General features: G+C 46.5%; 21 protein-coding genes and 3 tRNA genes. 9 read left to right on the top strand and 15 right to left on the bottom strand.

Translation table 11 applies throughout. The features are described from left to right. Positions 1–109 precede the first annotated feature (109 nt). Positions 110–1327, top strand: a complete 1218-nt coding sequence (locus TSUB_RS08940) for a hypothetical protein (RefSeq protein WP_087018486.1) — start codon at positions 110–112, stop codon at positions 1325–1327. A 17-nt stretch (positions 1328–1344) separates the two neighbouring features. Here TSUB_RS08940 and TSUB_RS08935 read toward each other — a convergent pair whose 3' ends face one another. Then, on the bottom strand, positions 1345–1539 hold the full coding sequence (locus tag TSUB_RS08935; RefSeq protein ID WP_087018483.1) for a hypothetical protein: 195 nt from the start codon (positions 1537–1539) through the stop codon (positions 1345–1347). A 131-nt stretch (positions 1540–1670) separates the two neighbouring features. After that, positions 1671–1877, bottom strand: a complete 207-nt coding sequence (locus tag TSUB_RS08930) for a hypothetical protein (RefSeq protein ID WP_087018481.1) — start codon at positions 1875–1877, stop codon at positions 1671–1673. Positions 1878–1997: 120 nt separating this feature from the next. Between TSUB_RS08930 and TSUB_RS08925 the strand changes: the two genes are divergently transcribed. Further along, positions 1998–2525: a TetR/AcrR family transcriptional regulator gene (locus TSUB_RS08925; protein WP_343231769.1), complete on the top strand. Its 528-nt coding sequence runs from the start codon at positions 1998–2000 to the stop codon at positions 2523–2525. 57 nt (positions 2526–2582) lie between these two features. Here TSUB_RS08925 and TSUB_RS08920 read toward each other — a convergent pair whose 3' ends face one another. The 6 genes from TSUB_RS08920 to TSUB_RS08895 form a co-directional block, all read right to left on the bottom strand. Then, positions 2583–3266: a hypothetical protein gene (locus tag TSUB_RS08920; protein WP_087018479.1), complete on the bottom strand. Its 684-nt coding sequence runs from the start codon at positions 3264–3266 to the stop codon at positions 2583–2585. Between the two features lie 274 nt (positions 3267–3540). After that, positions 3541–3616: transfer RNA gene (locus tag TSUB_RS08915), tRNA-Val, on the bottom strand. A 47-nt stretch (positions 3617–3663) separates the two neighbouring features. After that, positions 3664–3740: transfer RNA gene (locus tag TSUB_RS08910), tRNA-Val, on the bottom strand. 35 nt (positions 3741–3775) lie between these two features. After that, positions 3776–3852: transfer RNA gene (locus TSUB_RS08905), tRNA-Val, on the bottom strand. Between the two features lie 125 nt (positions 3853–3977). Next, positions 3978–7106: a response regulator gene (locus TSUB_RS08900; protein WP_087018477.1), complete on the bottom strand. Its 3129-nt coding sequence runs from the start codon at positions 7104–7106 to the stop codon at positions 3978–3980. Next, a complete protein-coding gene (locus TSUB_RS08895; RefSeq protein ID WP_087018475.1) occupies positions 7103–8119 on the bottom strand; it encodes an ABC transporter substrate-binding protein in 1017 nt (338 codons plus the stop codon). Before TSUB_RS08895 ends, TSUB_RS08900 begins: the two co-directional genes overlap by 4 nt. Before the next feature lie 340 nt (positions 8120–8459). Between TSUB_RS08895 and TSUB_RS08890 the strand changes: the two genes are divergently transcribed. Continuing rightward, positions 8460–10184, top strand: coding sequence for a phospho-sugar mutase (locus TSUB_RS08890; RefSeq protein ID WP_087018473.1), 1725 nt, complete (start codon positions 8460–8462; stop codon positions 10182–10184). A gap of 268 nt (positions 10185–10452) precedes the next feature. After that, complete coding sequence (locus TSUB_RS08885; RefSeq protein WP_087018471.1) at positions 10453–10920, top strand: hypothetical protein; 468 nt, start codon at positions 10453–10455, stop codon at positions 10918–10920. Between the two features lie 91 nt (positions 10921–11011). Here the strand turns inward: TSUB_RS08885 and TSUB_RS08880 are convergent, their stop codons facing one another. The 3 genes from TSUB_RS08880 to TSUB_RS08870 form a co-directional block, all read right to left on the bottom strand. Next, complete coding sequence (locus TSUB_RS08880) at positions 11012–11224, bottom strand: VF530 family protein (protein WP_087018470.1); 213 nt, start codon at positions 11222–11224, stop codon at positions 11012–11014. A 15-nt stretch (positions 11225–11239) separates the two neighbouring features. Beyond that, the gene (locus tag TSUB_RS08875) at positions 11240–13255 is read right to left on the bottom strand and encodes an EAL domain-containing protein (protein ID WP_159064848.1); all 2016 of its coding nucleotides are present in this window, start codon (positions 13253–13255) and stop codon (positions 11240–11242) included. Between the two features lie 205 nt (positions 13256–13460). Beyond that, complete coding sequence (locus tag TSUB_RS08870; RefSeq protein ID WP_087018466.1) at positions 13461–15011, bottom strand: alanine/glycine:cation symporter family protein; 1551 nt, start codon at positions 15009–15011, stop codon at positions 13461–13463. 525 nt (positions 15012–15536) lie between these two features. Between TSUB_RS08870 and TSUB_RS08865 the strand changes: the two genes are divergently transcribed. Next, on the top strand, positions 15537–16646 hold the full coding sequence (locus tag TSUB_RS08865; protein WP_087018465.1) for a GGDEF domain-containing protein: 1110 nt from the start codon (positions 15537–15539) through the stop codon (positions 16644–16646). Between the two features lie 4 nt (positions 16647–16650). Here the strand turns inward: TSUB_RS08865 and TSUB_RS08860 are convergent, their stop codons facing one another. Then, entirely contained in the window at positions 16651–17610 is a 960-nt protein-coding gene (locus tag TSUB_RS08860; protein WP_221274513.1) for an ABC transporter substrate-binding protein, read from the bottom strand. A 133-nt stretch (positions 17611–17743) separates the two neighbouring features. Beyond that, the gene (locus tag TSUB_RS08855; RefSeq protein WP_087018464.1) at positions 17744–18202 is read right to left on the bottom strand and encodes a TetR family transcriptional regulator; all 459 of its coding nucleotides are present in this window, start codon (positions 18200–18202) and stop codon (positions 17744–17746) included. Positions 18203–18876: 674 nt separating this feature from the next. Between TSUB_RS08855 and TSUB_RS08850 the strand changes: the two genes are divergently transcribed. Next, positions 18877–20001 carry an extracellular catalytic domain type 2 short-chain-length polyhydroxyalkanoate depolymerase gene (locus TSUB_RS08850; RefSeq protein WP_479688111.1) on the top strand — a complete coding sequence of 375 codons (1125 nt, stop codon included), beginning with the start codon at positions 18877–18879 and terminating at the stop codon, positions 19999–20001. 213 nt (positions 20002–20214) lie between these two features. On the opposite strand, the gene TSUB_RS08845 is transcribed toward TSUB_RS08850, so the two are convergent. Further along, a complete protein-coding gene (locus TSUB_RS08845) occupies positions 20215–20385 on the bottom strand; it encodes a hypothetical protein (RefSeq protein ID WP_159064847.1) in 171 nt (56 codons plus the stop codon). A gap of 163 nt (positions 20386–20548) precedes the next feature. Between TSUB_RS08845 and TSUB_RS08840 the strand changes: the two genes are divergently transcribed. Beyond that, positions 20549–21424 carry a helix-turn-helix transcriptional regulator gene (locus tag TSUB_RS08840; RefSeq protein ID WP_087018462.1) on the top strand — a complete coding sequence of 292 codons (876 nt, stop codon included), beginning with the start codon at positions 20549–20551 and terminating at the stop codon, positions 21422–21424. On the opposite strand, the gene TSUB_RS08835 is transcribed toward TSUB_RS08840, so the two are convergent. Further along, positions 21405–21983: an SOS response-associated peptidase gene (locus tag TSUB_RS08835; protein WP_087018461.1), complete on the bottom strand. Its 579-nt coding sequence runs from the start codon at positions 21981–21983 to the stop codon at positions 21405–21407. The genes TSUB_RS08840 and TSUB_RS08835 overlap by 20 nt on opposite strands. Before the next feature lie 148 nt (positions 21984–22131). On the opposite strand from TSUB_RS08835, the gene soxR reads away from it, so the two are divergent. Together soxR and TSUB_RS08825 are read left to right on the top strand one after the other, a co-directional pair. Beyond that, the gene (gene soxR / locus TSUB_RS08830) at positions 22132–22557 is read left to right on the top strand and encodes a redox-sensitive transcriptional activator SoxR (protein WP_087018459.1); all 426 of its coding nucleotides are present in this window, start codon (positions 22132–22134) and stop codon (positions 22555–22557) included. 206 nt (positions 22558–22763) lie between these two features. Further along, the gene (locus tag TSUB_RS08825) at positions 22764–24359 is read left to right on the top strand and encodes an alpha/beta hydrolase-fold protein (protein WP_087018457.1); all 1596 of its coding nucleotides are present in this window, start codon (positions 22764–22766) and stop codon (positions 24357–24359) included. Positions 24360–24367: the final 8 nt, after the last annotated feature.

The following is a 24367-nucleotide window of genomic DNA, read 5'->3' as shown; positions in this document are numbered from 1 at the left end:
TCGTGCCTATACTCAAACCACCTCAAGATGCTTGTTCAGCGAGCGCTTCTCGGTTTGACAATAAGGCACTACGTTGAAGGTTGTGGGACAAATAAAGGAATAGACTAAATTGCTTAATGCTATTTTGCTACTCATATTGATGATATTACTCGTGATGATGTTTAATGGTCTGTGTAGTGCATTGAGTGAGAAGCGCTATTATCGAAAATTACGTCGTGCCACGCGGGCAAATATTGCATACATGGACCTCCCAACCCGTGAAATGACGGTCGATGAAAGAAAAGCTTTTCGCTTGTATTACAATCGACGTGCGAACAATATGTCTGTCGCCAAGCTAGAAGGGAAGCTCGCAAAGACGACCTTTATTAGTGGCTATTTTTTTCACTTTGAGGCCATGGGTCTCTGTAGTATTAACGGCAGTTTTCGTGATGCGGGTGAAGTGCGGGATACCATGACCGTTGAGTTTGTTGTGGAAGGCAATCAAATCTATCCCATTGCAGTTGGAGATCAGTGGTCTATCACTCAGAAGATGGCGAAAGACATTGTTGTTCGTTTTCCAACACTGGGTAAGTCGAGAGCGCTCGGCCTCGATATTATTTCATATCGTCCCATGCGGTTATTTGAGTACTGCTGGTTACAAGGTATTGATGCGAAGGCATTGACCTATTTTGATATTGCTGTTTTTGTTGTCTTTGCGGCACTCAATGCGCTGAGTTTTGAATATAATGCGGCGCTATCAATCGTGATCCCTGCAGTATTTTTCTTCTTTATTGTTTATGGATTTTTTTATTCATTAACGTCTCGTTATGGCTTATTGATCGACAAAGACTCCAATGGGCAATGGTCGGATAAAGTGATATTGACGGCAAGAGGGAAGATAGCTGTTATTTCGGATGACCGGATTTTCTTTGATTTTGTATCAGACGAAAACAGTGAGATGTGGCTACCTGATTGGACGCTAGGGTGCCAGCCTTTACCTGATTCACTGAGCGTAGGTTCGGAAGTAGAAATAGACTTTACGACGACTTGCCTCCCAGGCGAGTTCATGGCGGTGAACATAAAAGGGCACTACGATGCAAACAAAGTGTTCGCTGACAATCCATCAACACATTGGCTAAGGTTTAAGTACTCTTTTGGCCTTACTGCAGCCATGATTACCGCATTAGTGATTGGTTTCCTTGACCAAGGCTTTGACAACCTATCGGTTTACAATACGTTTATTTTGCTATTTCTGATTGGGCTATGCGCCTTCGTTATCGTTTCAGGCGCACGCTATGTATTGAAGCGGTTGACTTTAAAAAGAAAAATACTATACGTGTACAGGTGAATGGAGTAACAGGTGAGTTAGTTCGCTGCGTTAATGTAGGCATTGACCTGATTCATTGCGTTATTGAAGGCATCGAGCAGGTTGTTATTGGACATCATTAACGCAACGATCACGGCCATGCTTAAGCCGACAACCGCATATTCTACAACGGTGATGCCTCGTTGCTTATTTCGCAACGGCTTACTATGGCAGTGCTGTTTGTTTCCGTACATGATCATCGCCTGTACACGTCTATTTGTTACTGATAAGAGTATAGCTTGCTTTAAGGATACGATAGACATATTGACTGTTAACCCTTTGCGTCAGCCACAGAGTTCAGCGCCCCAGCTCGCGTCTGAACCTTTCATCGTAAGGTGGCTTGGCGATCGAACAGTGATGCCCTTAGCAAGACGCCAAGTTCTTTTCTCACTTCTTTTCCCCCCAATATCGCAAGCATGATTAACCCGCCGGGCAATAGCACCGCCATCAAAAGCGGGCCAACGACAAAGGCAAGGACAAAGAAGATAGGGCAGATCAGCAGTTTTTGAAGCGACAAGATGATTGAACGCATGTGACTCTCCGTTATTTTTGAGCGCGCTCATTTTATAATTGAGCGCGCTCACTTTGTCAACGCTTGAGCAGGAAAACCGCTAACGGTATGATGAAAGGGGTGAAATGCTAGGAATGTTAAATGATGAATAAACGCCAACTGACGCGTCAGAAAATCCTCGAGTCCGCTTGGTACTTGTTTGCAGAGCAAGGTTACGAAAAGACCACAACAAGGCAGATTGCGAAAGAAGCGAAAGTGGCCGATGGCACCGTATTTAGTCACTTTCCTACCAAACTCGAGATTCTTCGTGCGGGAATGACGGAAAAGTTGGCAGCATTAGATAGCGCTGTGACCATGGAACCGGAAGGTGATCTGCTCGCGCTCGGTTTGCAGATGGCGACAAGATATTACCGATACTATTTTGAGAACCTTGATTTATCTCGCGCATTGTTGAAAGAAGTGATATGGGATATGGCTTATTACGAAGGCTTCAACCAAGCGCTGTTTGCACGCTATGATGAAAGCGACGCGATTCAGCCCATTATCCCTTTAATCATTGATGCGTATTTTATGACGCTAGTGTTTCACCTCAGCAAAGATACCCCAAGCCTCGATGAGGCACTTAACGATCTTGAACACAAGTATCGCCTGTTACTTAACGCAATGTGAGTCGGGGCTGGTGAACAGAACGGTCATGCCATGCGCTTGCGATCTTTTATGTTCAGGTCATTGAAAGTGGAGCAGCGTTTCTGTGATATATCGCTCATCTTGTTTGGCGTAGGTGAGATTGTCTAATCTGACAACGGCACAGGCCTGTTGCTGGCATTGGTACACGGGTATGGCGTCGGGGTAGGTGACTTCAACACCCTTGCTATCAACGAGAAAGAGGTCAAATTGACCGTTTAAAAAGTCTCCTAAGTCCTTATAACTGTGATAGATCTCAGCACTGTTATCTTGATAGACGAGGTGCTGAACGCCGTCTTCATAGGAGTTCTCCGGGTTAAAGATAAAATCGTCTTCAGCCGTTGGCACTTGGTTGATATAGACGAAATCATTCTCCAAAGCGTCACTGAGGGTGATATTGAGGTTACAAATGGCTTTTCTCACCCCCATACCATTTTGTGACAGTTTATCTCGGTAGTAGATGCAATCGACTTGGGCGGCGTTGTGCTTTGAGAAAGTATAGAGAAACTCGGTATCGCGGTGACCGAATTTGAGAATGGCATGATCAAGATTCAGTTTGACTAAGGCTGTGTAGTTCGAAGGATAACTGACGAAGACATCGGCGACCTCGATTTGCTCTGACTCAGTGATGATGAGAAGGGAGCCATCGTTGTTTTTCATGTAGTCAGCACTTGAACTGTGAAAGCTAACGAACACGAGAAAGGTGCAGTAAAGGGGTTTTAGCATGAAAATCGTTATCCTTACCTTGCTGAAAGGGGAAAGACATGCCTTCACACCTTTGCCTTCAACTTGAAGACGCGAGTCTGCGCCTGAATCCTGTATTTCGAGTGAATCGAGTCACTCTTTGGTTGCGGATATAACATGGCTGGGTGAGAGATGACGACAAAAAACAGCCATTGAGACCTGTTGTTGCGTGATGCGTCGAGAGAAAGCGAAATCCGCGTAGATTTAGCAGAAGAGAAAACAAAAACGCCTGCTCAATGAGCAGGCGTTTTGATAGTGGTGGGCGATACCGGGCTCGAACCAGTGACCCCCTCCTTGTAAGGGAGGTGCTCTCCCAACTGAGCTAATCGCCCTAATAATCGCGTTGGGATTCTCTAACGAGAGTGCGATTATTGGAATTTGGTGGGTCTAGGCAGACTCGAACTGCCGACCCCTACCATGTCAAGGTAGTACTCTAACCAACTGAGCTATAGACCCAAATTCTTTCTTCTTACTAGGTTAGGTAAGAAGATTGGTACGACCGAGTGGATTCGAACCACCGACCCCCACCATGTCAAGGTGGTGCTCTAACCAACTGAGCTACGGTCGTATCACTGTGCTTGAAAGCGAGGCTGATATTAGTGATTCTTGCTGAGGCTTGCAAGAGGAAAGGGAAACTTTTTACGGTTTTGTGGTTCAAGTGACCGAAAATAGTTCAGTTTGATGGGATTGTGATCAGCGAGATGCACCGACAGTGAGTTTCCCAAGTAACTCTTTCGCATCAATGGGTTTGGCGATGTAGTCATTCATGCCGGCGTCTAAACATTTCTCTCTATCGCCTTGCATTGCATTCGCTGTCATCGCAATGATCCGAATGCCTTGATAGGCTTTACCACCATCACCAATCCGAATGGCCTTGGTTGCGGCATAACCATCCATCTCAGGCATTTGGCAATCCATGAGAATAACATCGTATTTAGCGTCATGGGTTTCATTGCGCAGAGTTTGCAGTGCTTCTTTCCCATTGTTAGCGACATCGATGTTGTAGCCTTGCTCTTCGAGAATACCGATAGTGACCAGTTGGTTAATCTTATTATCTTCAACTAACAGAATACGCTGTGGTTGGCCATCCTGGCTTGTAACCTTGGCGGGTTGATCCTGGTCAGCTTGTAGATGATTGGGTGTTTTGGATACGGAGCGCCCACCATAGCCATCATGAGCCTTGATGACAGAAAGCGCCTTAAACAGGTCTGCTGTTGTGGTTGGCTTGGTGAAATAGGCGTCGAAGCCGAGTCTGGCAAAGTAGTTGGCATCACCATTTTGGGACATTGCAGTCATCATCACCAATTTGATGTGACGCAATGTAGGGCTATTTTTGATGATGGCTCCGAGATCTGCGCCATTCATTTCTGGCATGCTCATGTCGATCAAGGCGATATCGAATTGCCGTTCCCCCGATGATTCTGACCGTTGACGACAAGCCCGGAGCGCTTCGGATGCACTGCTGGTTTCAGTAACCTTTGCGCCCCATTTTCTAAGCTGATTGCCTAATACTTGGCGGTTGGACCTGTTATCATCAACGATCAGTATCATTAGGCTTGATATATCGTCGACTGGCAATACGGGTCTTGATTGCGCACTTTTTCCCAAGCAGACACTGAAAGTGAATTCACTGCCTTTTTCGGGGAAGCTAGAAACAGAGATAGTACCTCCCATAAGTTGGCAAAGCCGCTTAACGATCGCTAAGCCTAATCCGGTACCACCATATTTTCGGGTGGTAGAGGCATCGACTTGACTGAAAGCTTTGAAAAGCTTGTTGGCTTTATCTTGTGCGATGCCTATTCCCGTGTCTTTGACGCTGCAATCAAAGCGCCACTCATCGTTAAGTGGGATGAGTTCCGCTTTGATGATGATCTCCCCACGCTCAGTGAACTTAATGGCGTTGCCGACAAGGTTAGAGAAAATTTGTCTAAGGCGATTTGCATCACCTTTTACCATTGACTGTTCAATGCCAGTCATGTCGAGTACCAGCTCTAGCCCTTTGTTTTGAACAGCAAGTGCGTTAGCTTCCGCAAAGTCCCCCATAAACTGTCGTAAATCGAAATCAAGCGATTCTAAGTCGAGTTTTCCCGCCTCAACTTTTGAAAAGTCGAGAATGTCATTGATGATGGTAAGCAGAGAGTTAGCACTAGATTCAGCGAGTTTCGCACGTTTGAGTTGATCTTCAGAAAGTGGCGATTTGATGAGTAAGCCCAGCATACCGAGTACACCATTCATCGGGGTGCGTATCTCATGGCTCATACTGGCTAAAAACTCACTTTTAAGCTTAGCGGCTTGCTCGGCACTCTCTTTTGCCTGTATCAGTGCTTGCTCAGATTGAAGCGCGGTTGTGATGTCACGGAAACTCCAGACATGGCCAAGTAGTTCATCATCGTGCCACATAGGCTGACTGTTAACGTCAAGATGACGTCCATTTTTTAAAATGAGTTTCTGATTGGTGATGTTTTTATGGGTGAGAAAGTTGGCAGGAATGGTCCGTTTATCCATATCCACTCGAGAGTATAAATCGTGAACGAGTTGGCCACTTTGGCCGGGTAGGTCATAGTCAATGGAGAATTTCAGTAATCGGGCCAGCTGTTGATTCAGGCGTATAGGCGTGCCCGCACCATCGGTCACTAAGATGCCGTGATCGGTTGCATTCAATGTGGCTTCTGACATTTGTAATGCTTGGCGCATCTCAGACTCTGCCCGCTTACGTTCAAAGATTTCCGCATCGAGTTTTTCTTTGTCGGTGGTGGTGGCTTGTAAGTTCGCGACCATCACATTCATGGTTTCACCCAACTGTGATATCTCATCGTCACCCAATGGCGGGATGCGATAATCGAGATCCCCTTTGCCTATGGTGATAAACCCCAACTCAAGGGCGGCCAATCGTCTCAGTAAGCTCTGTTTCATGAGCATGTAAAGCACGATGGCAAGAAAGATCGCGGCGGCACAAATTGAAACGAAGATCAGTAACTTCATCTGTTGCAGTGAAGAAAAAACTTGCTCGTAGTCGTACTCAATTTCGATATGGTACTTTTTGCCAGCTAGGGCGAACTGTTTGTATTCGAAGTCAGGGATGATCAGGCCTTCGGGTTTGATCGACTCAACCAGTTGCGCATTTTTGGGAAATCCGGTCAGAAGTACATTCCCTTCGTCAAAAATGCCCGCGGCGAGCACGGGGTGGCCTGACGTTATCAGTTCTTTGGAGACGCTTTCGATAACGTCATGATTCAGGGACTCCCAGTTGATAGAGATGACGAACCAGCCGATATGTTCGCCGCGTTTTGTGATCTCTGTAACAAGCCATTGCCCAGTGTGTTCAGGAATGCCTATTTCACGAAAGTAGGGGTCAACGAGCGGCGCACTGGCGTGGGGCTTAATGGGTGACGTGGGTCGAGCGAAGGCAGGGTGCTCAAAAATGGAGTGGAGCAGTAACTGTTCTCCGTCAACCCGGCGATTGTAATGGTCTTGCGTACTGACGGAAAATATGGTGCCGTCGGGCTCGGCGACAATGGCGTAGTTAACAAACCCGTAGGTGTTAGGTAAGTCGTTGAGAATTTGACTGACGCCTCGATTGTCAAAACGTTGTAATGCTTTTTGAATCTCTCGATTTCGTGCGCTGATACGTAAAATATCTAACGTTTGCTCTTGCCGATCTAATATTTTCACTAAGGCGATTGCCGCGTTGCCATTGAGCTGCTTGAGCTGCGTGGTCATCATGGTGTCGGTGACCATTTTTTGCAATGTGTAGCCCAAGCCGCCCACAACAAGAAAGACGGCACCGACTGACGAGAGAACAAACTTAGTCAGCAACTTCATTGCGGTGGAGTCTCACTAGCGTCAGAGGAGGTCACGCGCTCTTCGGTGTAGGTAAAGGTAACTTGCTTATGGCTAGGCACGGGAAGCGCTAACTGTTTAATGCTGGTGAGGTTAATCAGAAAGTGAGGGGGAGACTGTACTTCTGACTCGAGGTCTGTGGGGAGAGTGTTTTCTAAGAGAATTCTCGCCGCTTTCACGCCCGCCATTTTACCGAGTGTGTAAAAATCGGCGACGGGACCAAAGGTTGCACCGTTAACGATGCCTTGTTTATTTGAGCTCAGGATGGGAATTTTCTTCGCCAGTGAAATCGTGATGAGCGCGTCTTCCCCGCCTGATTGCATCAAGGTATCCGTTGTTGTGATAAACATATCGACTTTACTCGCCGCTTCGTTGGCCATGTGAATGACCTGACCAATCGAGGCGGGTTCATAGTTGAGGCTGCGTATATCGTGCTGCTTTAACATTCGTATAAGATTTGAGGCTTGTATACGTGAGTTGGGCTCACCTTTGCGGTGGAAAATAGCGACGGTTTGGACGTTTGGGACAATAAGCCGCATTAAGGTGAGAAAGTGCTCTGTTGGCACATAGTTACTCGTGCCAACAAGGTTATTACCTGAGTATTCGAACGACTCAATTAATCCAGAATCGGCAGGATAGGTCACGATTGAAAACACGATAGGGGTATCGGGTTCAATGATCTCCTTCATCACCGAGGTGCCCGGCGTGGTTAACGAGTAGACCAGATCAACGCCAGCATCGTTAAAACGGTGCGCAACGTTCTGCTGAACGGATTTGCTCGCTGCCGTCTCACCCACTAAGAACATGACATTTTCGCCTTCGACCAAGCCTTTGGAGGCTAAACCATCTTTAAACCCCTGCACGCTAGCATGATAGCCAGACCATACCGCAAGGCCAATTCTGTAGGTTCTCTGAGTATCAGCTAACGCAAAACCAGAGCTGTAACAAATGAGCAGAAGCAAGACTGGGTTGCGTAAGCTGAAGAAGGTATGCATAGAGATCCCTCATAAGGCGCGGGGTTAACTCGCATGTTGGTGTCGATGAAATCATTATCTAAGCTAATGTAAGCATAGACATAACGGAAATATATACCCAAGCGACTTGATGAAGTTTGTGGATATGCCTAATGGGGTGGTTTTATCTGTCGTTATCGTTGCGTTTTGCCAGTTTAGGAGGATCGGTATTTCGATAGGAGACGCGGCGTAGAGGATGAAATGACGCTGGGTACGCAATCGTTTGGTGTTGATCTGAAGCACATTTGTCTGCAAATTCCATGATAATTATTATCATTTAACGTATGTTGTGAACAAATTGATAAAAGCATAAGGCGTATTTATGACCGCACACATTCAACAACTTCGTGCTCACGTGATGGAGTGGATTGCCAGAGATCCCGAGCCTAACACACAGCAGGAGTTAACTCAGTTAATCGACAGTGAGTCTTGGGATGTTCTTGAGGATCGCTTTAGTGGTCGTCTCGCTTTTGGAACCGCAGGTTTACGCGGCGTAGTGGGTGCTGGGCCTGCGCGGATGAACAGATTAGTGATTCAAGAAATCGCTGCAGGGCTAGGTCAGTACCTTCTCAATACGGTACCAGAAGCTCAGGTGCGCGGTGTCGTTGTAGGCTATGATGGTCGACCGGATTCTCGTCAATTTGCTGAAGATACAGCGCAAGCGCTAATGGCGAAAGGCATTCATGTCTACCTTACCCATGATGTTGCGGCTACCCCAATTGCTGCCTTTGGCGTGAAGCACCTTAACGCGGCAGCGGCTGTTGTGGTTACCGCCAGTCATAATCCGCCAGAGTACAATGGTTTTAAGGTGTATTGGGAGAATGGCGCGCAAATCATCCCGCCACATGACGCAGGCATTGCCATAGAAATTGACCACGCGGCGACCGTTCCATTGCAACTGATGTCGTTGGAAGAAGGGGAGTCGAAAGGGTATTTAACGTGGTTAGATGAAGCTTATTACGCCGCTTATCAGCACATGCAGGAAGACAGTGAGCTGCTCACAAATCATCACCAGCCTGAAGCGCTTAAACTCGCGTATACGGCCATGCACGGTGTAGGCGCGAATATGGCAGAGGCGCTGTTGGCCTCGAAGGGGTTTGCTCATGTTTATAGTGTGGCATCGCAACGCGAACCCGATGGGACTTTTCCAACCGTGAATTTCCCAAACCCAGAAGAGCCGGGAGCGATGGATTTAGTGATCGCTGAGGCGAATCAACAAGGGGCTGATATCGCCTTTGCAAACGATCCTGATGCAGACCGTTTGGCGGTCGCGGCGCGCCGACCAGATGGAGAGTTTCAAATGTTGACAGGGGACCAAGTCGGTACCTTGTTGGGGCATTATCTACTCGCGCAACAGCCTAAGTCTCTTGTTGGGAACACCATTGTCTCTTCTTCGTTGCTAGCGAAAATCGCCAATGCAGCGGGTGGCGATTATTATAAAACGCTCACTGGATTTAAATGGTTAACAAACGTAGCGATGGAGAAGCAGACAATCAATACACCGTTCTTGTTTGCGTATGAAGAGGCGCTCGGTTACACCTTGGGCACGGCGGTATGGGACAAAGATGGGCTTTCTGCGTTAGTGGCTTTTGCGCAATTAGCGGCAGAGTTGAAGGAAAAGGGGCAATCGGTTTGGGATCGCTTAACGGCAATCTATCGTCAACACGGTTTCTATTTCAATGCACAAAAAAGTATCGCGCTACGGCCTGATACGCCAAATATAGGTCAAGCATTACGAGAGACACCACCCACGCAGATTGCGGGTCAAACGATTGTGCTTACCGAAGATTATCAACGCGGTATGGCTGTTGATGCGTCTGGTACGGAAACCGCACTGACCTTGCCGAGCAGTGATGTGTTGATTTTCCAACTGGACGATCAGTCTCGGGTGATTGTACGTCCTTCGGGAACAGAGCCAAAAATCAAGTGTTACTACGAAGTGGTCACTGAGATGGCTGAAGACGAGGATTACTTTACGGCGGAAAAAGCGGCCAAAGCTAAAATGATGGCCCTCATGTCTGCGCATCAAGCGGCATTGCCTCAATAGACTATTGCCTCGGTAGACCATTGGTTTAATAGGGCAATATCTAATAGACAACTTGGGGCAATCGCTTTGCCATATCGTGGCGCGCTGTGAAAGTGCGCCTAACGGGAAGCATCCTGCTTCTCGTTTTCTGTATCCATCCTACTTTATGCAAGTTTCTCGTTAAGTGCGGGCCTACGTCGCTATATTGTGACTTTAAACCAGAGGCACTAACACGCGCCTGAGTATATACTGTTCGCCCATTAATTCATTTGATAATACCGCAATACTCATGAACGACGCTGCACAACTTAAAGATACACTACGTCTCTCTCTGATCGCTCAACTTGAAGAGCAACGCCAAACGGCATTGTCTGCGGCAGATAGTGCGCACCATGATGCGACCCACGAGCAAAGTGTTGCCGAAACACAGTATGACACCATCGGTTTAGAGGCAGCGTATCTGGCGCATGGTCAATCTCAGCGTGTCCATGAGTGCGAGCTGGCGATATTGCAACTGAAGACGCTACAGTGGCAAGATGTAGAAGATGAGGGCGATGTTGACATTGGCAGTTTGGTGAAATTGAGCTCGGGAGCTTGGTACTGGTTGCTGCCGATTGCAGGCGGTTTAAAGGTGGATGCGAGCACCATGGGGAAGATTACCGTTGTGACACCTCATTCTCCTCTGGGGGAACAACTCAATGGCGCCTATTGCGAAGAAATGCTCGAAAACGGCAAAACGATTGTCGAAGTACTGTAATTGAACTGTTTACGCAAGCGACTTCAAGAGGCAGGCTTCAGAAGTGTTTGCTGAACAAACCTCTTGAGGTAATTTGAGTCGATCCGCTGGTTTAACAGAAGGAATCGACGTAGAGCTGCTCGACTTTTTCTCTTGCCCAAGGGGTTTTACGCAGAAATTTCAGACTGGATTTAACACTTGGCTCGTGTTGAAAACAACGAATGTTGATACGTTTACCTAACTCTTCCCAACCATAATAGGCTTCAAGATCGGTCACCATCATGGCTAACGTAATACCATGTAACGGGTTATTGGCTTGTGTCACTCGGATTACAACTCTCTATTCAGGTACTTGTACTTGGCGAGAAATCTGCATTTGCTTCAGTATCGCCAGCGCATAGTCTGTGGAACAAGGTTTAGAATAGTAATAACCTTGGCCGTAATTACAACCCATTTCCTTGAGCATTGCTTCTTGAGTGGTGTTTTCTATGCCTTCTGCGACAACTTCAAGGTCAAGCTTGTGAGACATGCTGACAATGGCTTCGCAAAGCGTAAAACTGTCTTTATCTGAGGCCATTTTGGATACGAAGGATTTGTCAATTTTCAATATGTCGATATCGAGTTTTTGCAGGTAAGACAGCGAAGAATACTCGGTGCCAAAATCATCCAGTGCGAGCCGTATGCCCACGGCCTTAATGGCTTGAATCTTTTCTAATACCGCCGGATTGACGTCCATCAACATGTTTTCGGTGATCTCAATGATGATCGTGCCTTCCGGGATATCATAGAGTGAGAATTCTCTTAGTAGCTTATCAAGGTCAAACTGCGGTGAGTTAAATTGGTCGGCAGAGAAATTCACCGTAACGGGCATCCAAAATCCGGTAACTTCAAAAACGCGATGGGCAAAACGCACGGCTTGAAAGAAAACCCAGTAACCCAGATCCGAGATAAAGCCGTTGCTTTCCGCATGCGGTATGAAGTCCGAAGGATAGATAATTCCTTTCGATGGGTGTTCCCAGCGGATGAGGCTTTCAAATTTCGTCCATGCACCAGTTTGCAAATCGACAATGGGTTGGAAATGGACCATAAATTGGTCACCAATCAGTGCCTCACGAAAATCATTACTGATCTCTAAGCGTTGTTTAATCTCGACTTCCATCGATTCGTCATAAACCGAGATGTTGTTTCGACCTTGATTTTTCGAGTAGTACATCGCCATGTCGGCTTTGCGTAGTAACTCCTTACCGCATCCCGCATGTTCTGGGTAGTGGGTAAAGCCAATACTGACGGAGACGTAAACTTTGGTTAGGCGGATTTCAAACGGATTGAGAATCGACTTACGGATGGCCTCGGCGACAGCATAGCTCTGCTTCGCATCCCGATCACAGCAAATCACTGTGAACTCATCGCCACCTAATCGACAGACGGTATCATTGGGTGTGACGGCCGCGGCAATGCGCAATGCGACGGCTTTAAGCAGCTCGTCTCCCGCATCGTGCCCGAGGCTATCGTTAACATCTTTGAACTTGTCTAAATCTAAGAACAGTAAAGAAAAAGGACGGTGTTCCTCCACGAGCTCTTCAATCTTATCAAGGAAGCGGGCGCGATTGTTGAGTCCCGTTAAGCCATCTTGATAAGCGATCAGGGATAGCTGGCGGTTTTTCTCATCGATATCTTTTGTTCGTGTTCTCACTTGCTCCTCGAGAAACTGCTCCTTATGGTTTACTTCATTCATCATTCGATTGAAGTATTCGGCAAGATAACCCACTTCGTCTTGATAATAGACATGGGCACGCATCGAATAGTCCCCTGAACGCGAGACAGAGCGAATCACATCACTTAAATGCAAAATCGGGCCGCTGATGGCACTGTGAAGTAATCGGGCGAAAGTGAGAGAAATAAAGATAGCGATGGCCAAAACGCCGATGGTTATGAGAAAGAAATACAGTAACTTTTGGTTGGTCACAAAGTTATTCGGAATCACTTCCAATACGGCGATGGTTTTTCCATCGGAGACTAAGGGGTGAAGGAGGGCGCTACTGTCGCTAGGGAGGGTCGTGCTCGTCGCGTTGTTTTGAGGATCGATATGGAGATAGATACGCTCGATTGACGGGTTGTTTTCAACCGTTGATAAGATTTCTTGCATGCCCTCGTGGTCATCAAACAGCACGGTGGCGGTGAGCGTGGGTGAAATTATACCGACAATGCTGTGAATGTTGCTTTTTTCGTTGTTCTTCATTTCGATGGCAGCAGAAACGTAAAAGACAACAATAAGCAGTGTAGAGATAAACATCATGCCTGATGCAATCAAAACGACGACCTTGTCCCGTATAGAAAGTCGGTTAAACCAACGCATAAAGTCGCAGTCACTCCTATTATTGATGTGCCTCATACCAGAGGCGATCGCGCTATCATCCCAGTGAGCATATGGTATTCGCTCGATAGGCTAGGCGAATTAGACCTTACTTAACTATAGCGTTGATGGGAGGATTGTGGGGATGATGCAGAAATAGAAAAAGGCCGCGAATTCGCGGCCTTAGCGGAGATTAGCAGCTTTTTAGTCAGGGTTGTGAAGGGTTTGCTACATTTGTCTCACCCTTTGTGTCACTTTCTGCCTGAGAAGACGCCGTTTGCTTTTTAAGACGTTCTTCCCAGTAATCTGCATTCTTGATACCTAATTTGACGGGATCAAAGGTGAAATCGGTGACACCGGCTTTCTGTTGTTCTTCATAATCGCGCAGTGCTTTCATTGCGGGTTTGGCAAGGAAGAAAATGATCAATATGCCAATAATGTTCAACCACGCCATTAGGCCAACACCTACGTCACCCATTGCCCACGCTAAGTTTGCGGTTTTCACCGTACCGTAGAACACTGTCGCAACGATAACGCCTTTAAGCACAAACATCATACCTGGTATATCAAGGGTACGACGCAGATAAGCCACATTGGTTTCAGCAATGTAGTAGTACGCGAGAATGGTGGTAAAGGCGAAGAAGAACAGTGCGAAAGCAATGAAAGGTTTACCGAGACCGGGCAGCGCTGTCTCAATCGCCATCTGGGTAAATACTGGCCCGTTAGCGCCGATATCAGCAGGTAAGTTCTGAATTAAGAATTGGCCTTCTGGACCATGCACGTTGTAAGCGCCTGTGATAATGATCATAAAGGCGGTTGCAGAACAAACCAGCAAGGTATCAATGTAGATTGAGAAAGACTGTACTAGCCCTTGTTGCGCTGGGTGCTGAACGTTTGCCGCTGCCGCTGCATGAGGTCCGGTGCCTTGGCCTGCTTCGTTGGAGTAAACCCCGCGTTTAACTCCCCAGCCAATTGCGGCACCAATACCCGCCATTGGTGTAAAGGCATCGCCAATGATCATGCCGAACACGGTAGGGACTTGGTTGATATTGAGTAATATGATCACACACGCGATGATAATGTAGGCTAAGGCCATGAAAGGCACAACAATCTGTGTGAAGCTCGCAATACGTTTTACACCACCGAAAATGATGAAACCGAGAACAATAGCGATAAAGGTTCCGGTTGCAATTTTTGCAAAACTGATAGTGCCTATGGCTGTTTCAATCATATCGCCGGGGCCGAATGCAGCTTCTACGGCATTACCTATGCTGTTGGATTGCACGCCCGGTAGAAGGACACCGCAGGCAAAGATAGTCGCGATAGCGAAAACCCATGCATACCACTTTTGACCCATCGCTTTTTCAATGTAGTAAGCAGGGCCACCACGGAACTGCCCATCGGTGTCTTCTTTATAAATTTGTGCAAGTGTGGACTCTGCGTAGGCGGTTGCCGCACCAAAGAAGGCGACCACCCACATCCAAAACACCGCACCTGGGCCACCAAAGCCAATTGCGGCGGCAACACCGGCAATATTACCCGTACCAACGCGGCCTGAAAGAGAGACGGCAAGTGCTTGGAAAGAAGAAATTCCTTTCTCTGAGCTTTTACCTGACAAAAGTAGGCGCCACATTTCACGGAAATGACGGATTTGAACGAAACGAGTGAGAATAGAGTAAAACAGGCCTGCGCCCAGACAGAGGTATATCAGAGCGGGACTCCAGATAATACCATTTAGAAAATCTACAATTGCTTGCATGAAATGTCCTTTTCGTTGTTGTTGTGCGAGACCGACTTATCATCTGAGCAAGTGTCTGAGTACTGTCGTTTCGGCATAGAAATACGACGCAATGTCATGTATTTCAGTATGCAGATTTTGATGCCGCCAGTACTAAAATCTGACTCAATTGAAAGAAGGCTTCGCTGTACTTGCATATTTCAACAGTATGATAATTCATATGTTGCTGGTTTGTTAAGAGGGTTGTGTTGTTGTTCTATCTGTGTTTTGTAGTGGTTAATTTTGAATCTATGTGGAAAAGTATGGATTTTAGTTTGGTTTGTTGATTCATTTGCAGTTTTTGTTTTGAGTTTATCTGTTTATTTGGGTTAATATGTTAATTGCTTGTTTGGTTGTTTTTTATGCACAATGCGATATTGAGCAGTATTAGTCTCTCGTGCCTGACCGTGATGAACATAAATTTGGCGCGCGCTATTGCATGCTTGCATCAATGGTTGCAGTGCTGAATAATTGATGAGATTGATTTCTTAAGGATGAGGCAATTTAGTGAGATCTTTGGTCACGGCTTATCATAACGTCGCTGGATTTATTACGGGTTCAGAAAACGATGTATTGGTTCGTATCCATCACGCCTTTATGGCAATAGTTGTCCTCTTCTTGCTCGTGGCTGCGGTATTCAACCAAGTGCTAAGCGTGACACCGACCATTTATAACTTCGTTCTCGTCGTTGCGGCGAGTGGTGTTGTTACCATGTGGTATTTGTCTCGCTTTAAAGGGTATTTTCGGTCGATGACGGTGGCCTTTGCCATTTTTTTACTTGGATTCGCTATTCCTCTCTCTTGGATAATGAATGCAGGATCATATGGACCGACCGGTTTGTACTGTTTAACAACCGCAGTGTATACCTTGAGTGTACTACGGGACTTAGGTGTTCTACGTTGGTCATTTACATTAGTGGCGTTGTTTGTCCCTTCTATCATGCTCGCGATTGAGCACACTTTTCCTCAACTCGTTGTGCCCTATACGGATAATAGTGTGCGCTTTTGGGATCTACAGTTCTCGTATGTGGCTGCGGTTGTGTTGCTACTGATGATGGTGAAAGGTCATATTCATCGTTTTAGAGAAGAAACCATGTTGGCGCGCAATCAAGCCGGCCATCTAAAACGCCTAGCGGAAATTGATGGTTTAACTGGCATCGCGAATCATAGAAAAATCATGGAGCTGGCGCACCTTTACGCTGAAGATAATGCCGCATTTTCACTCATTCTTGCTGACGTCGATCATTTTAAACGACTGAATGATAGAGAAGGGCATCTCGTGGGAGATAAAGCGTTAATGCAAGTGGCATCTGTATTGGAATCACATTGTGTTAGCTATGCATACCCTGTGGGGCGATATGGTGGCGAAGAATTTTTGATTGTTTGCCGCGGCTCAACACAGTTAGCGGCGGCGCTCGCTGAAGAGTTGCGAGTGCTGATTAGTCAGGTTGAAATCGCCAACGACGCGCTGACAATGAGTTTTGGTGTCGCGGGGAGAGATGGCCAACAGTCCGTTTCAGACGTCCTTAACGCGGCGGATGAGGCGCTTTATGCGGCGAAAGCGGCGGGAAGAAATCGTATTAGCGTGGCACCTTCGCTGCAACTAGAAGCGGTGTAAACCGTTAGTCGACAAAGCGGCTACGTTTAATGTAGCGATCATCCAATGATAACCCCCATCGCGATAGTTGGGTTTTGCTAAACACCATTTCACCTTGGCTTGGCGTTGCGATGGGAGGCATTTTTCCATGCGTTAGAAAGTACTCGACAGCGATAGCCGCTTCTTTACCCTGATGGGTACCATTCAGCGTTAAGCCACCAATCGCCATATCCTTTTTGATGGAATACTCCCAAAAAGCGAAGACAGGTACGCTGGAGTGCTCACTCGTCCAGCGACTGATCGTATCAAGCGCGACGTGATTATCTTGGTCATCGTGCACGGCGGCATAGTTCGCGATAATGAGGGCATCAACATTCTCATTTTCTAAAGCCAACACACTCTGTTTCCACTCTTCAAAATTGGAGGTAAGGTGGTTGGTCACTTCAATACCGGAGACGTTTAGGTGTCTTCGCTGATCAAATGCCGTATCCAGAATGGCGTGAGAAGTCACGTTGTTATCCATCATGATGCGGACCTTCTTAACATCTGGGACGATGTCGACCAGCATGGAAATGGAGCGTTTAAGTAACGGTCGCTCTAAGACGCCTCCGATAAACTCACTGCGCTCGAAATAGTGGCGAGGATTGCCGTTAATACCGAGAAAAACGGCATAGATCTTCTTTTCGATGAGCGTCGGTCCGAGCAACCTCAACGCATTGTCATCGGCCAGTACAACGACGTCAGGATTGTTTTCTTCAATAACCGATAAGGCTTCTCGGGCTTTCTGCTTGAACATCTTTTCTGGTAAGCGTTTTGTGTCCATTTCGAATTCGATGACCTCGTGTTCAGTCAAGACATCAAAAAACGCCCCACGGTACTGTTTTACCCAGCGATAATCCGCATGGTAACTGTGGATGAAGACTACCTTGGCGCTGAAAGCCGAATGTGCGACGAAACAGAGAAGCAGAGTAAGCCACTTGAGCATAGAAGTAATCATCCCAATTCATAATACGTAAATACTGATTTAACAATAGCAGGTGTTTGGGATGGTGCTAGCTGGGAGAGAGGTTGGCGAGCGTTTGTGGTGTTCGGCTCGCCAAATGCAGTTTCGCTGAGTGTTAATCTTCCATCAAGCGAATGATAGTGCGGCCAAGAAGAAGTTCTACGTCTTCGTAGGCGGTTTCACCGAGCTGTTTTGTTACATGCTGGATGAAGTTAGCCAGACCTTTTACTGCCATTTCGTTGGTTTGACCTTGAGTTGCAGTAATGATCATCATGTTTAGAATGAGACGAAACTTCTTGAACTTCAGTGCGTCAGTCCAAGACTCTATGAGCGTTTCACGCGAGGCAAAGTTAAGATAATCTAAAAAGACAGGTAGAACTTTACCGCGTAGTGCCTCGCCAAAGTCTGCACGAGAAGGGTAGTAACCCTGTAACGTACTTTTGCGGATATCGGCTTCTTTAGCGATACGATCATAGGTTACTGCATCCCAACCATCTTCCAGAAAGACGTTGGTGATTAATTTATCTAGCCGAAGTTTGTTCGCTTCTTTTTCTGCGGCAGTAATTCGGGCCATGGTCAGTCGTTTCCTTGATTTTAAGTACTATATATTTAATTTTAATATTCGCTAACACTATTACTAAGTATAGATGGGTCATTAAAATAATAACAGGTTATGCGTTCTTTATATGGTTTTGTGCCAAGGCATTATTGACAAAAGTTAAGTCAGTTTCTAGCGAAATCCTCCTCTTTTTCGTTCTGCAATGAAATACAGGATCCACGTCACACCTTAATGTTGTGCAACGTGTCAAAAGCGTCCAAGTTTTGAACCAAGCTCTTTTTCTACTTATCTGTCCCGAGAGCTAGCAAAGAGCTAACTAATTCGCTGCAGAAAAAAGTGCGGATTCTCACCTTAAAGAAGAAGAAAATTGCACGAATAGGTGCATGTAAGCACATATTAATCCGTAACTCACGGAATGCATCGTGTCTTAAAATCTTTGCACTTCAAGATTGCGGAGCGCCAGTCCGTTTTAACGATATCCGAACTGAATAATTATCCGTTCGTTTATTGATCGCGTGAACGATATGTATTGAAACATACATTGGCATTTCATTGTTATATGCGCTTCAAATTATTTTAAACAAAATCTTCATAAATTCTCACTAGGCATTAACGATGTTTTTCCTATGCTTTGCAGTATGATATTTTATGCAATTAATTTCTTATCGTAAATCAAGGAGAGTTAAGTTATGAAAGATAAAGCGTTTTTTCGTGGAACGAGATTACCGAGAAATGTTCTGCGTCCTGTATTTGGATGGATTATAAATGGGTTAATTCTGACATTTTTTGCATTATCATCGTTTGTTTATGCTGAGTCGTCAAAGTTACCGAAACTAGACGCACAACGTGATCAAACGTCCGTTTCAGGTTTGTCATCTGGCGGCTTTATGACCAGTCAATTTCACGTTGCGTATTCGAAAGATCTCGTGGGTGTCGGCGTGGTCGCTGGTGGCCCTTGGCAGTGTGCGGCGAGTGACCCTGATCTGTCACAACCTTTGATGACTGCGACGTCGTTATGCGTATGCGATGACAAATTGTTTAACTGTACACCGCCTGATGTTGACTTGATCACTCAGCTAGCGAAAAAAGCAGAGGCAAATCAAGAGATAGACGCATTGGAAAACTTGGTCGACGATCGCGTGTATCTATTCTCAGGAGAGAATGATCGAACCGTACCAACCGGTGTTGTTTCTGCGGCAAAAGATTTCTATCAGCAAATGGGGGTGGCCGAAGCGCAGATCAACTATGACCACTATATCAATGCTGGACACGGTTTTCTCACCAATGTCGAGGGTGATGTGGCATGCCCTAAGAGTAAGTCGCCTTATATCAATGACTGCGAGCGTGAGCAGGCAAAAGAGATACTCAAGTTCATTTATCCTGATTTAAAACCCCGCCAAGATTACATTGAGGAGAACCTAATTACCTTCGACCAAACTGAGTTTGTTGAGCCGGGTAAGCTAAAAATCTCCAGCATGAATCATGAAGCGTTTGCGTACATCCCTTCAGATTGCCAAGGCGATGCGTCCCAATGTCGAGTCCATGTCGCGATCCACGGGTGTGAGCAAGGGGTGAGCAAAATAGGCATGAAGTATGTGGAAGGGACGGGCTATCTCGGTCTAGCTGAAGCCAACAATTTGATTGTTGTTTTCCCGCAAGTGAAATCGTCAGCGATGACACCATTTAATCCAAAAGGATGTTGGGACTTTTGGGGTTACACCGACCACGGTAAACCACCTTATACGTACTACACGAAAAATGCGGTACAGATGAAAGCCATCAAGTCGATGATTGATCGATTGACGGGTGTGTAGTGAATCGTACTCAAGGTAAACATGTCTGTATAGTTATACCTCTATTCGGGGTTTTGCGGATAGTTATTATTTCCCTTTGATGTTAAGGCATGTTGAAATGCCAAAGGGGTATTTAACGTGGGTGTCAGGCAATAATAAAAAGGCAGCTCTGGGGGGATTAGAGCTGCCTGCGACCACTGCGAGTCAGTTCAGGACAAAGCAGTACAGTATCGACTATTTGGCGACCAACCTCTGCGCATAAACATCACATAGCATTTCTTGCCGACTCTCATATCCGAGTGACTGCCAGTCATGCGCGGTATCAAAACCATAGTTAGTCACAAGCGTGTTCACCCAATGACTTCGAGTGCTTTGAAGCATCTTTTTCAATTTCTTCTCAAACATTTTGCACCTCCTCTGGACAACGCATTCACTGTAATTGGTGATAGTGGTGCAGCTTTATAATATTCAGTTGAATAGTAGTACTTTTCGCTCATTCCACTCTCAGAGGGCAATTTTTTGGTGTAAATTGGTCATTAATAAATACTATTTGTGCGGTGAAGTGAAGATGCAAATCGGTCATGTTGAAAAAGTGCCCCAGCGGCAGGGGATGTCATGGCGTTGTCGCCGCATTCGAGAAACAGTGAAGAACTACGATTGGCATTATCATAGCCAAGAGTACGAATTGGTCATTCATCGCTTCTTTCGAGGAGAAGCGTGCGTGGGCCACTATCAAGGTCAACTTGATCATAATAGTACTATCTTGATAGGCCCTAACGTTCCACATGCTTTTCGGTCTCATCAACGGGTCGACAGTGATGTGTGTGAAACCATTGTTATCTGGTTTCAAAAGGCATGGATAGCGGATTTGATTCACAGTTGTCCGGAGCTACGGAAGTTTCATGACCTTCTTGTTAAAGCTAATAGAGCCTTGAAGTTTAGTCCTGAAACGGGGGAGAAAATTGCGCAACTCACAGACGGATTGGCTTCTCGGAGTGCAATCGCGCAGCTGTCTTGCCTGATTCACATTTTTTCAGTGCTCTGTGAAGACAGCAAAGTCGAGACTCTATTGTCGTTTGGGCCCCCGCGCATTGAGAGCGATGAAAAAGAGGCATTGGTGAAAGTGCAGAAGGTGAGTCAGTTTATCGCACAGCGTTACATGGATCCTATCAGTTTAGAAGACATAGAAGCTTTGCTGCACCTGAGCACCAGCAGTGTGAATCGATTTTTCGCTACGCATTTTTCTGAAAGCTTCGGTCAACATTTAAAAAAGTACCGCTTGAATCAAGCTGCAGAACTGTTGGCGGATACCAAGCTTTCGATTCAGCAGGTTAGTGAGCGGGTCGGGTATCGAAATCAAGCCAATTTTAATCGGCAGTTCAAAGAGTACAAGCAATGTACGCCGCGAGCGTATCGGCAGCAATTTAGCCATTTGCTCCGCTAGCATAAGGAACAACCTCAATCTCTGGCATGGGTTGCGTGTGTAATAATTTAAGTGCTTGAGTAGGTGAGTGGTTTAAATAGACCTCAAGGTTGCTTTCCTTAATTAAGGTGGGCATTCGATGATGATACGCACGATAAAAGGTATTGGGGGCTTGTGTTAGTGTGACCAGTGATGGGGTGGGTGCGACATAGCCGATGGCCGCCATATAAAGTGGTTCAGAGGCAGTAAAAAGGTAGCGTTGAGAAGTGCCGTCTGTTTTGACCCACTCGTACCACCCATTGCAGGGGACAATACAGCGGCGGTATCGAAACGCGTCACTAAATGTGGGCTTGCTCATTACGGTCTCAGACTTGGCATTGATGAGGATTGACTTTGACCATCCAGGCTTGATTCCCCACTGGCCTTGCCATTGGCTGAATTGTCCATTTAGATAGATCAAACATTGAATAGGCTGCGTAGGGCGTAGATCTTGGTTTGTCTGTGTGACAAAAGGAATACCGAGGCGCGCCATAATAAAGCGGCTTAGGCCGTCATCCGTGATGTTTAATCGACCGCACATACCTTGACTCCTAACGGTTTTTATTTCAGCACGTTGAGTTTATTCGTACATCACGTTTATCGTGATCGAGATTTTACATTTCGTCAACGTGAGTAAACTAGTGGTAGAGTTTAAAGAGAAATCGTAACGGGATGACGAGGAGAAGTGAATGGAATTGACAGTAGGACAGGTCGCTAAGCGCTCTGCTGTTGCTGTGTCTGCGCTGCATTTTTATGAGCAAAAGGGATTGATAGTCAGCCACCGCAACAGTGGCAATCAGCGTCGTTATGAGCGCTCCGTCTTGAGACGCATCGCGATTATCAAAACAGCCCAACAGTTAGGTATGTCGCTTGAAGAGATCAAGTCGGCGCTAGCTGACCTGCCGCTTGACCATGCGCCCACAGCCGATGAATGGGATGTACTGGCAACACAGTGGCGTGCAGATCTAGACCAAAAGATACGTCGACTTGAACAGCTCCGTGACGAATTGGGTGAATGCATTGGATGCGGATGTTTATCGATGAAATCGTGTCGTTTACGGAATCCAGATGACATTTTATCCTCTCAAGGTGACGGGCCCGTTCTTTGGAAATAATCAGCTGTCACTTACCCGCAATTGTGTGTGTTTTTATACATTGCCCCTTCTAATAACCTGAAACTTATAGGTCTTTTTTTAAGTTATTTGCCTTAAGCCCAAATTATACAAATGTAATTAATTCTCATTTAACCTATTTACGTCGCTGATTGCATAGGTATAATGCGTGAGAATTATTTTCATTTGCATTTAGGGTCGTATTTAGGATGAAAAGTCAATGGATTGGTTTAGCGCTGGGTGTTTGTGCCTCTCAGGCAGCCATTGCTGCAAGTTCTGTTGATAGCGATATTTCACTTGATAGTGGCGAAAAGGCTGAGCTGGTATTGCAAGCAAGTAAGGGGATGTATTATCGCGGCGCGCTGAAAAGTAGTCACCCAGTGGCCCATGCACGTCTCTTCGATGAAGATGCACAGCTTGTTCAAGAATGGATTAGACCAAATGAGCAAGAGGGAGAGGTGTTTTGGCTTGTTGAGTCCTCACAAAACTATCGACTTAGCGTTGGCGGCGTTTACGACGATACTGTCGTCAAGGTGACGTTGAAACCGATCGAGACGCGGACGCATCCTCAAGGTGCGCAACCCCCCGCTTTTCTTAGCCCGTTTGTTGAACAGTTGTATCTAACCTCTCAGATTGAAGCGCAAGACAATCGCCATTCACAGCTCGACGTTTTGTGGCAAAAAGTCGTCGATAGCGGAACGCCATTGATTGAGCCTAACGCCGACGGCAGTGCAATCGCGACCTTCTTTTGGCGTGGGGATGTGTATGGTGTGCGTGTCTTTGGCGCGCCCTATGGTGGGCACAGTGAAATGGAGCAGATCGGGAACACGGATATCTGGTATCTCAGCATACAGATCCCCGATGGCGCTCGCCTGTCTTACCAACTGGCCCCGAATATCCCACAGTTAACTGATGCCGATCCAAGAGAACAGCGCATGGCTATCTTAGCGACGGCACAGCGCGATCCATGGAACACGCAACCCTGGATGGTCGATGGCGAAAGTAAGTTCGATGTGCAGTCAACGTTTACCTTTGGGGATGCGCCGTCCGATGAGTGGACAAAGCCACTCGGCGCGCCACGTGGCGAAGTAAGCCACTATCAAGTTGCAAGTAAGATACTCGGTAATGAACGCAAAGTGTCACTGTATACACCGCATGGCGAAGCGACCTTAGCCAAAGATGCACCGCTGTTAATTGTCTTTGATGGTGAGGCGTATTTACGCCGAGGGCCAGCGGCAACAATTCTCGATAATCTTATTTATCAAGGACTCATTCCGCCCATTCGTGCACTTTTTGTCAACCCAGCGCAAAAACACTTACGAGGCATTGAGTTACCACCAAACCCGGATTATGCGCGCTTTATGGCAGAGGAACTGATGCCTTGGCTCAAGGCGAGACACGGCGTTGACCCGCAACCAAAAGACACGATTCTGTCTGGATCGAGCTACGGTGGATTGGGCTCTATGTACATTGCATTCCAGTACCCAAACCGATTTGGCAAGGTGCTGAGTCAGTCTGGTTCCTTTTGGTGGAGCCATCCAAATCAAGAGCCGCAATGGCTCACCCGCGAGATGGCGGCGTCACCTCGCAAACCAATCACTATCTATTTGAATGCTGGGCTATTTGAGACTGGGCGCAGCGCGACCGATATCTTGGAGACGAATCGAACTCTACGCGATGTATTGATTGCGAAAGGTTACGACGTCACTTACCGAGAGTTTGCTTCTGGACATGACGCGTTCAGTTGGCGGGTAACTCTGGCTGACGGGCTTATCGCTTTGTTAGCCGATGAAAATAAAAAATAAATGAAAGG

It is taken from the genome of Thaumasiovibrio subtropicus (assembly GCF_019703835.1).
Classification (GTDB): domain Bacteria; phylum Pseudomonadota; class Gammaproteobacteria; order Enterobacterales; family Vibrionaceae; genus Thaumasiovibrio; species Thaumasiovibrio subtropicus.
Note: the sequence above shows the minus strand (reverse complement) of the source record. Positions and strands in the feature narration are given on the sequence as shown.

Bases quoted from the DNA above. Each gene is read 5' to 3' on its own strand.
- TSUB_RS08935 (WP_087018483.1), bottom strand. From the start codon at position 1,539: ATGTACGGAAACAAACAGCACTGCCATAGTAAGCCGTTGCGAAATAAG.
- TSUB_RS08875 (WP_159064848.1), bottom strand. From the start codon at position 13,255: ATGCGTTGGTTTAACCGACTTTCTATACGGGACAAGGTCGTCGTTTTG.
- TSUB_RS08840 (WP_087018462.1), top strand. From the start codon at position 20,549: ATGCAAATCGGTCATGTTGAAAAAGTGCCCCAGCGGCAGGGGATGTCA.
- TSUB_RS08825 (WP_087018457.1), top strand. From the start codon at position 22,764: ATGAAAAGTCAATGGATTGGTTTAGCGCTGGGTGTTTGTGCCTCTCAG.
- TSUB_RS08900 (WP_087018477.1), bottom strand. From the start codon at position 7,106: ATGAAGTTGCTGACTAAGTTTGTTCTCTCGTCAGTCGGTGCCGTCTTT.
- TSUB_RS08845 (WP_159064847.1), bottom strand. From the start codon at position 20,385: ATGTTTGAGAAGAAATTGAAAAAGATGCTTCAAAGCACTCGAAGTCAT.
- TSUB_RS08930 (WP_087018481.1), bottom strand. From the start codon at position 1,877: ATGCGTTCAATCATCTTGTCGCTTCAAAAACTGCTGATCTGCCCTATC.
- TSUB_RS08890 (WP_087018473.1), top strand. From the start codon at position 8,460: ATGACCGCACACATTCAACAACTTCGTGCTCACGTGATGGAGTGGATT.
- TSUB_RS08860 (WP_221274513.1), bottom strand. From the start codon at position 17,610: ATGCTCAAGTGGCTTACTCTGCTTCTCTGTTTCGTCGCACATTCGGCT.
- TSUB_RS08855 (WP_087018464.1), bottom strand. From the start codon at position 18,202: ATGGCCCGAATTACTGCCGCAGAAAAAGAAGCGAACAAACTTCGGCTA.
- TSUB_RS08925 (WP_343231769.1), top strand. From the start codon at position 1,998: ATGATGAATAAACGCCAACTGACGCGTCAGAAAATCCTCGAGTCCGCT.
- TSUB_RS08850 (WP_479688111.1), top strand. From the start codon at position 18,877: ATGAAAGATAAAGCGTTTTTTCGTGGAACGAGATTACCGAGAAATGTT.
- TSUB_RS08885 (WP_087018471.1), top strand. From the start codon at position 10,453: ATGAACGACGCTGCACAACTTAAAGATACACTACGTCTCTCTCTGATC.
- soxR (WP_087018459.1), top strand. From the start codon at position 22,132: ATGGAATTGACAGTAGGACAGGTCGCTAAGCGCTCTGCTGTTGCTGTG.
- TSUB_RS08895 (WP_087018475.1), bottom strand. From the start codon at position 8,119: ATGCATACCTTCTTCAGCTTACGCAACCCAGTCTTGCTTCTGCTCATT.
- TSUB_RS08920 (WP_087018479.1), bottom strand. From the start codon at position 3,266: ATGCTAAAACCCCTTTACTGCACCTTTCTCGTGTTCGTTAGCTTTCAC.
- TSUB_RS08870 (WP_087018466.1), bottom strand. From the start codon at position 15,011: ATGCAAGCAATTGTAGATTTTCTAAATGGTATTATCTGGAGTCCCGCT.
- TSUB_RS08835 (WP_087018461.1), bottom strand. From the start codon at position 21,983: ATGTGCGGTCGATTAAACATCACGGATGACGGCCTAAGCCGCTTTATT.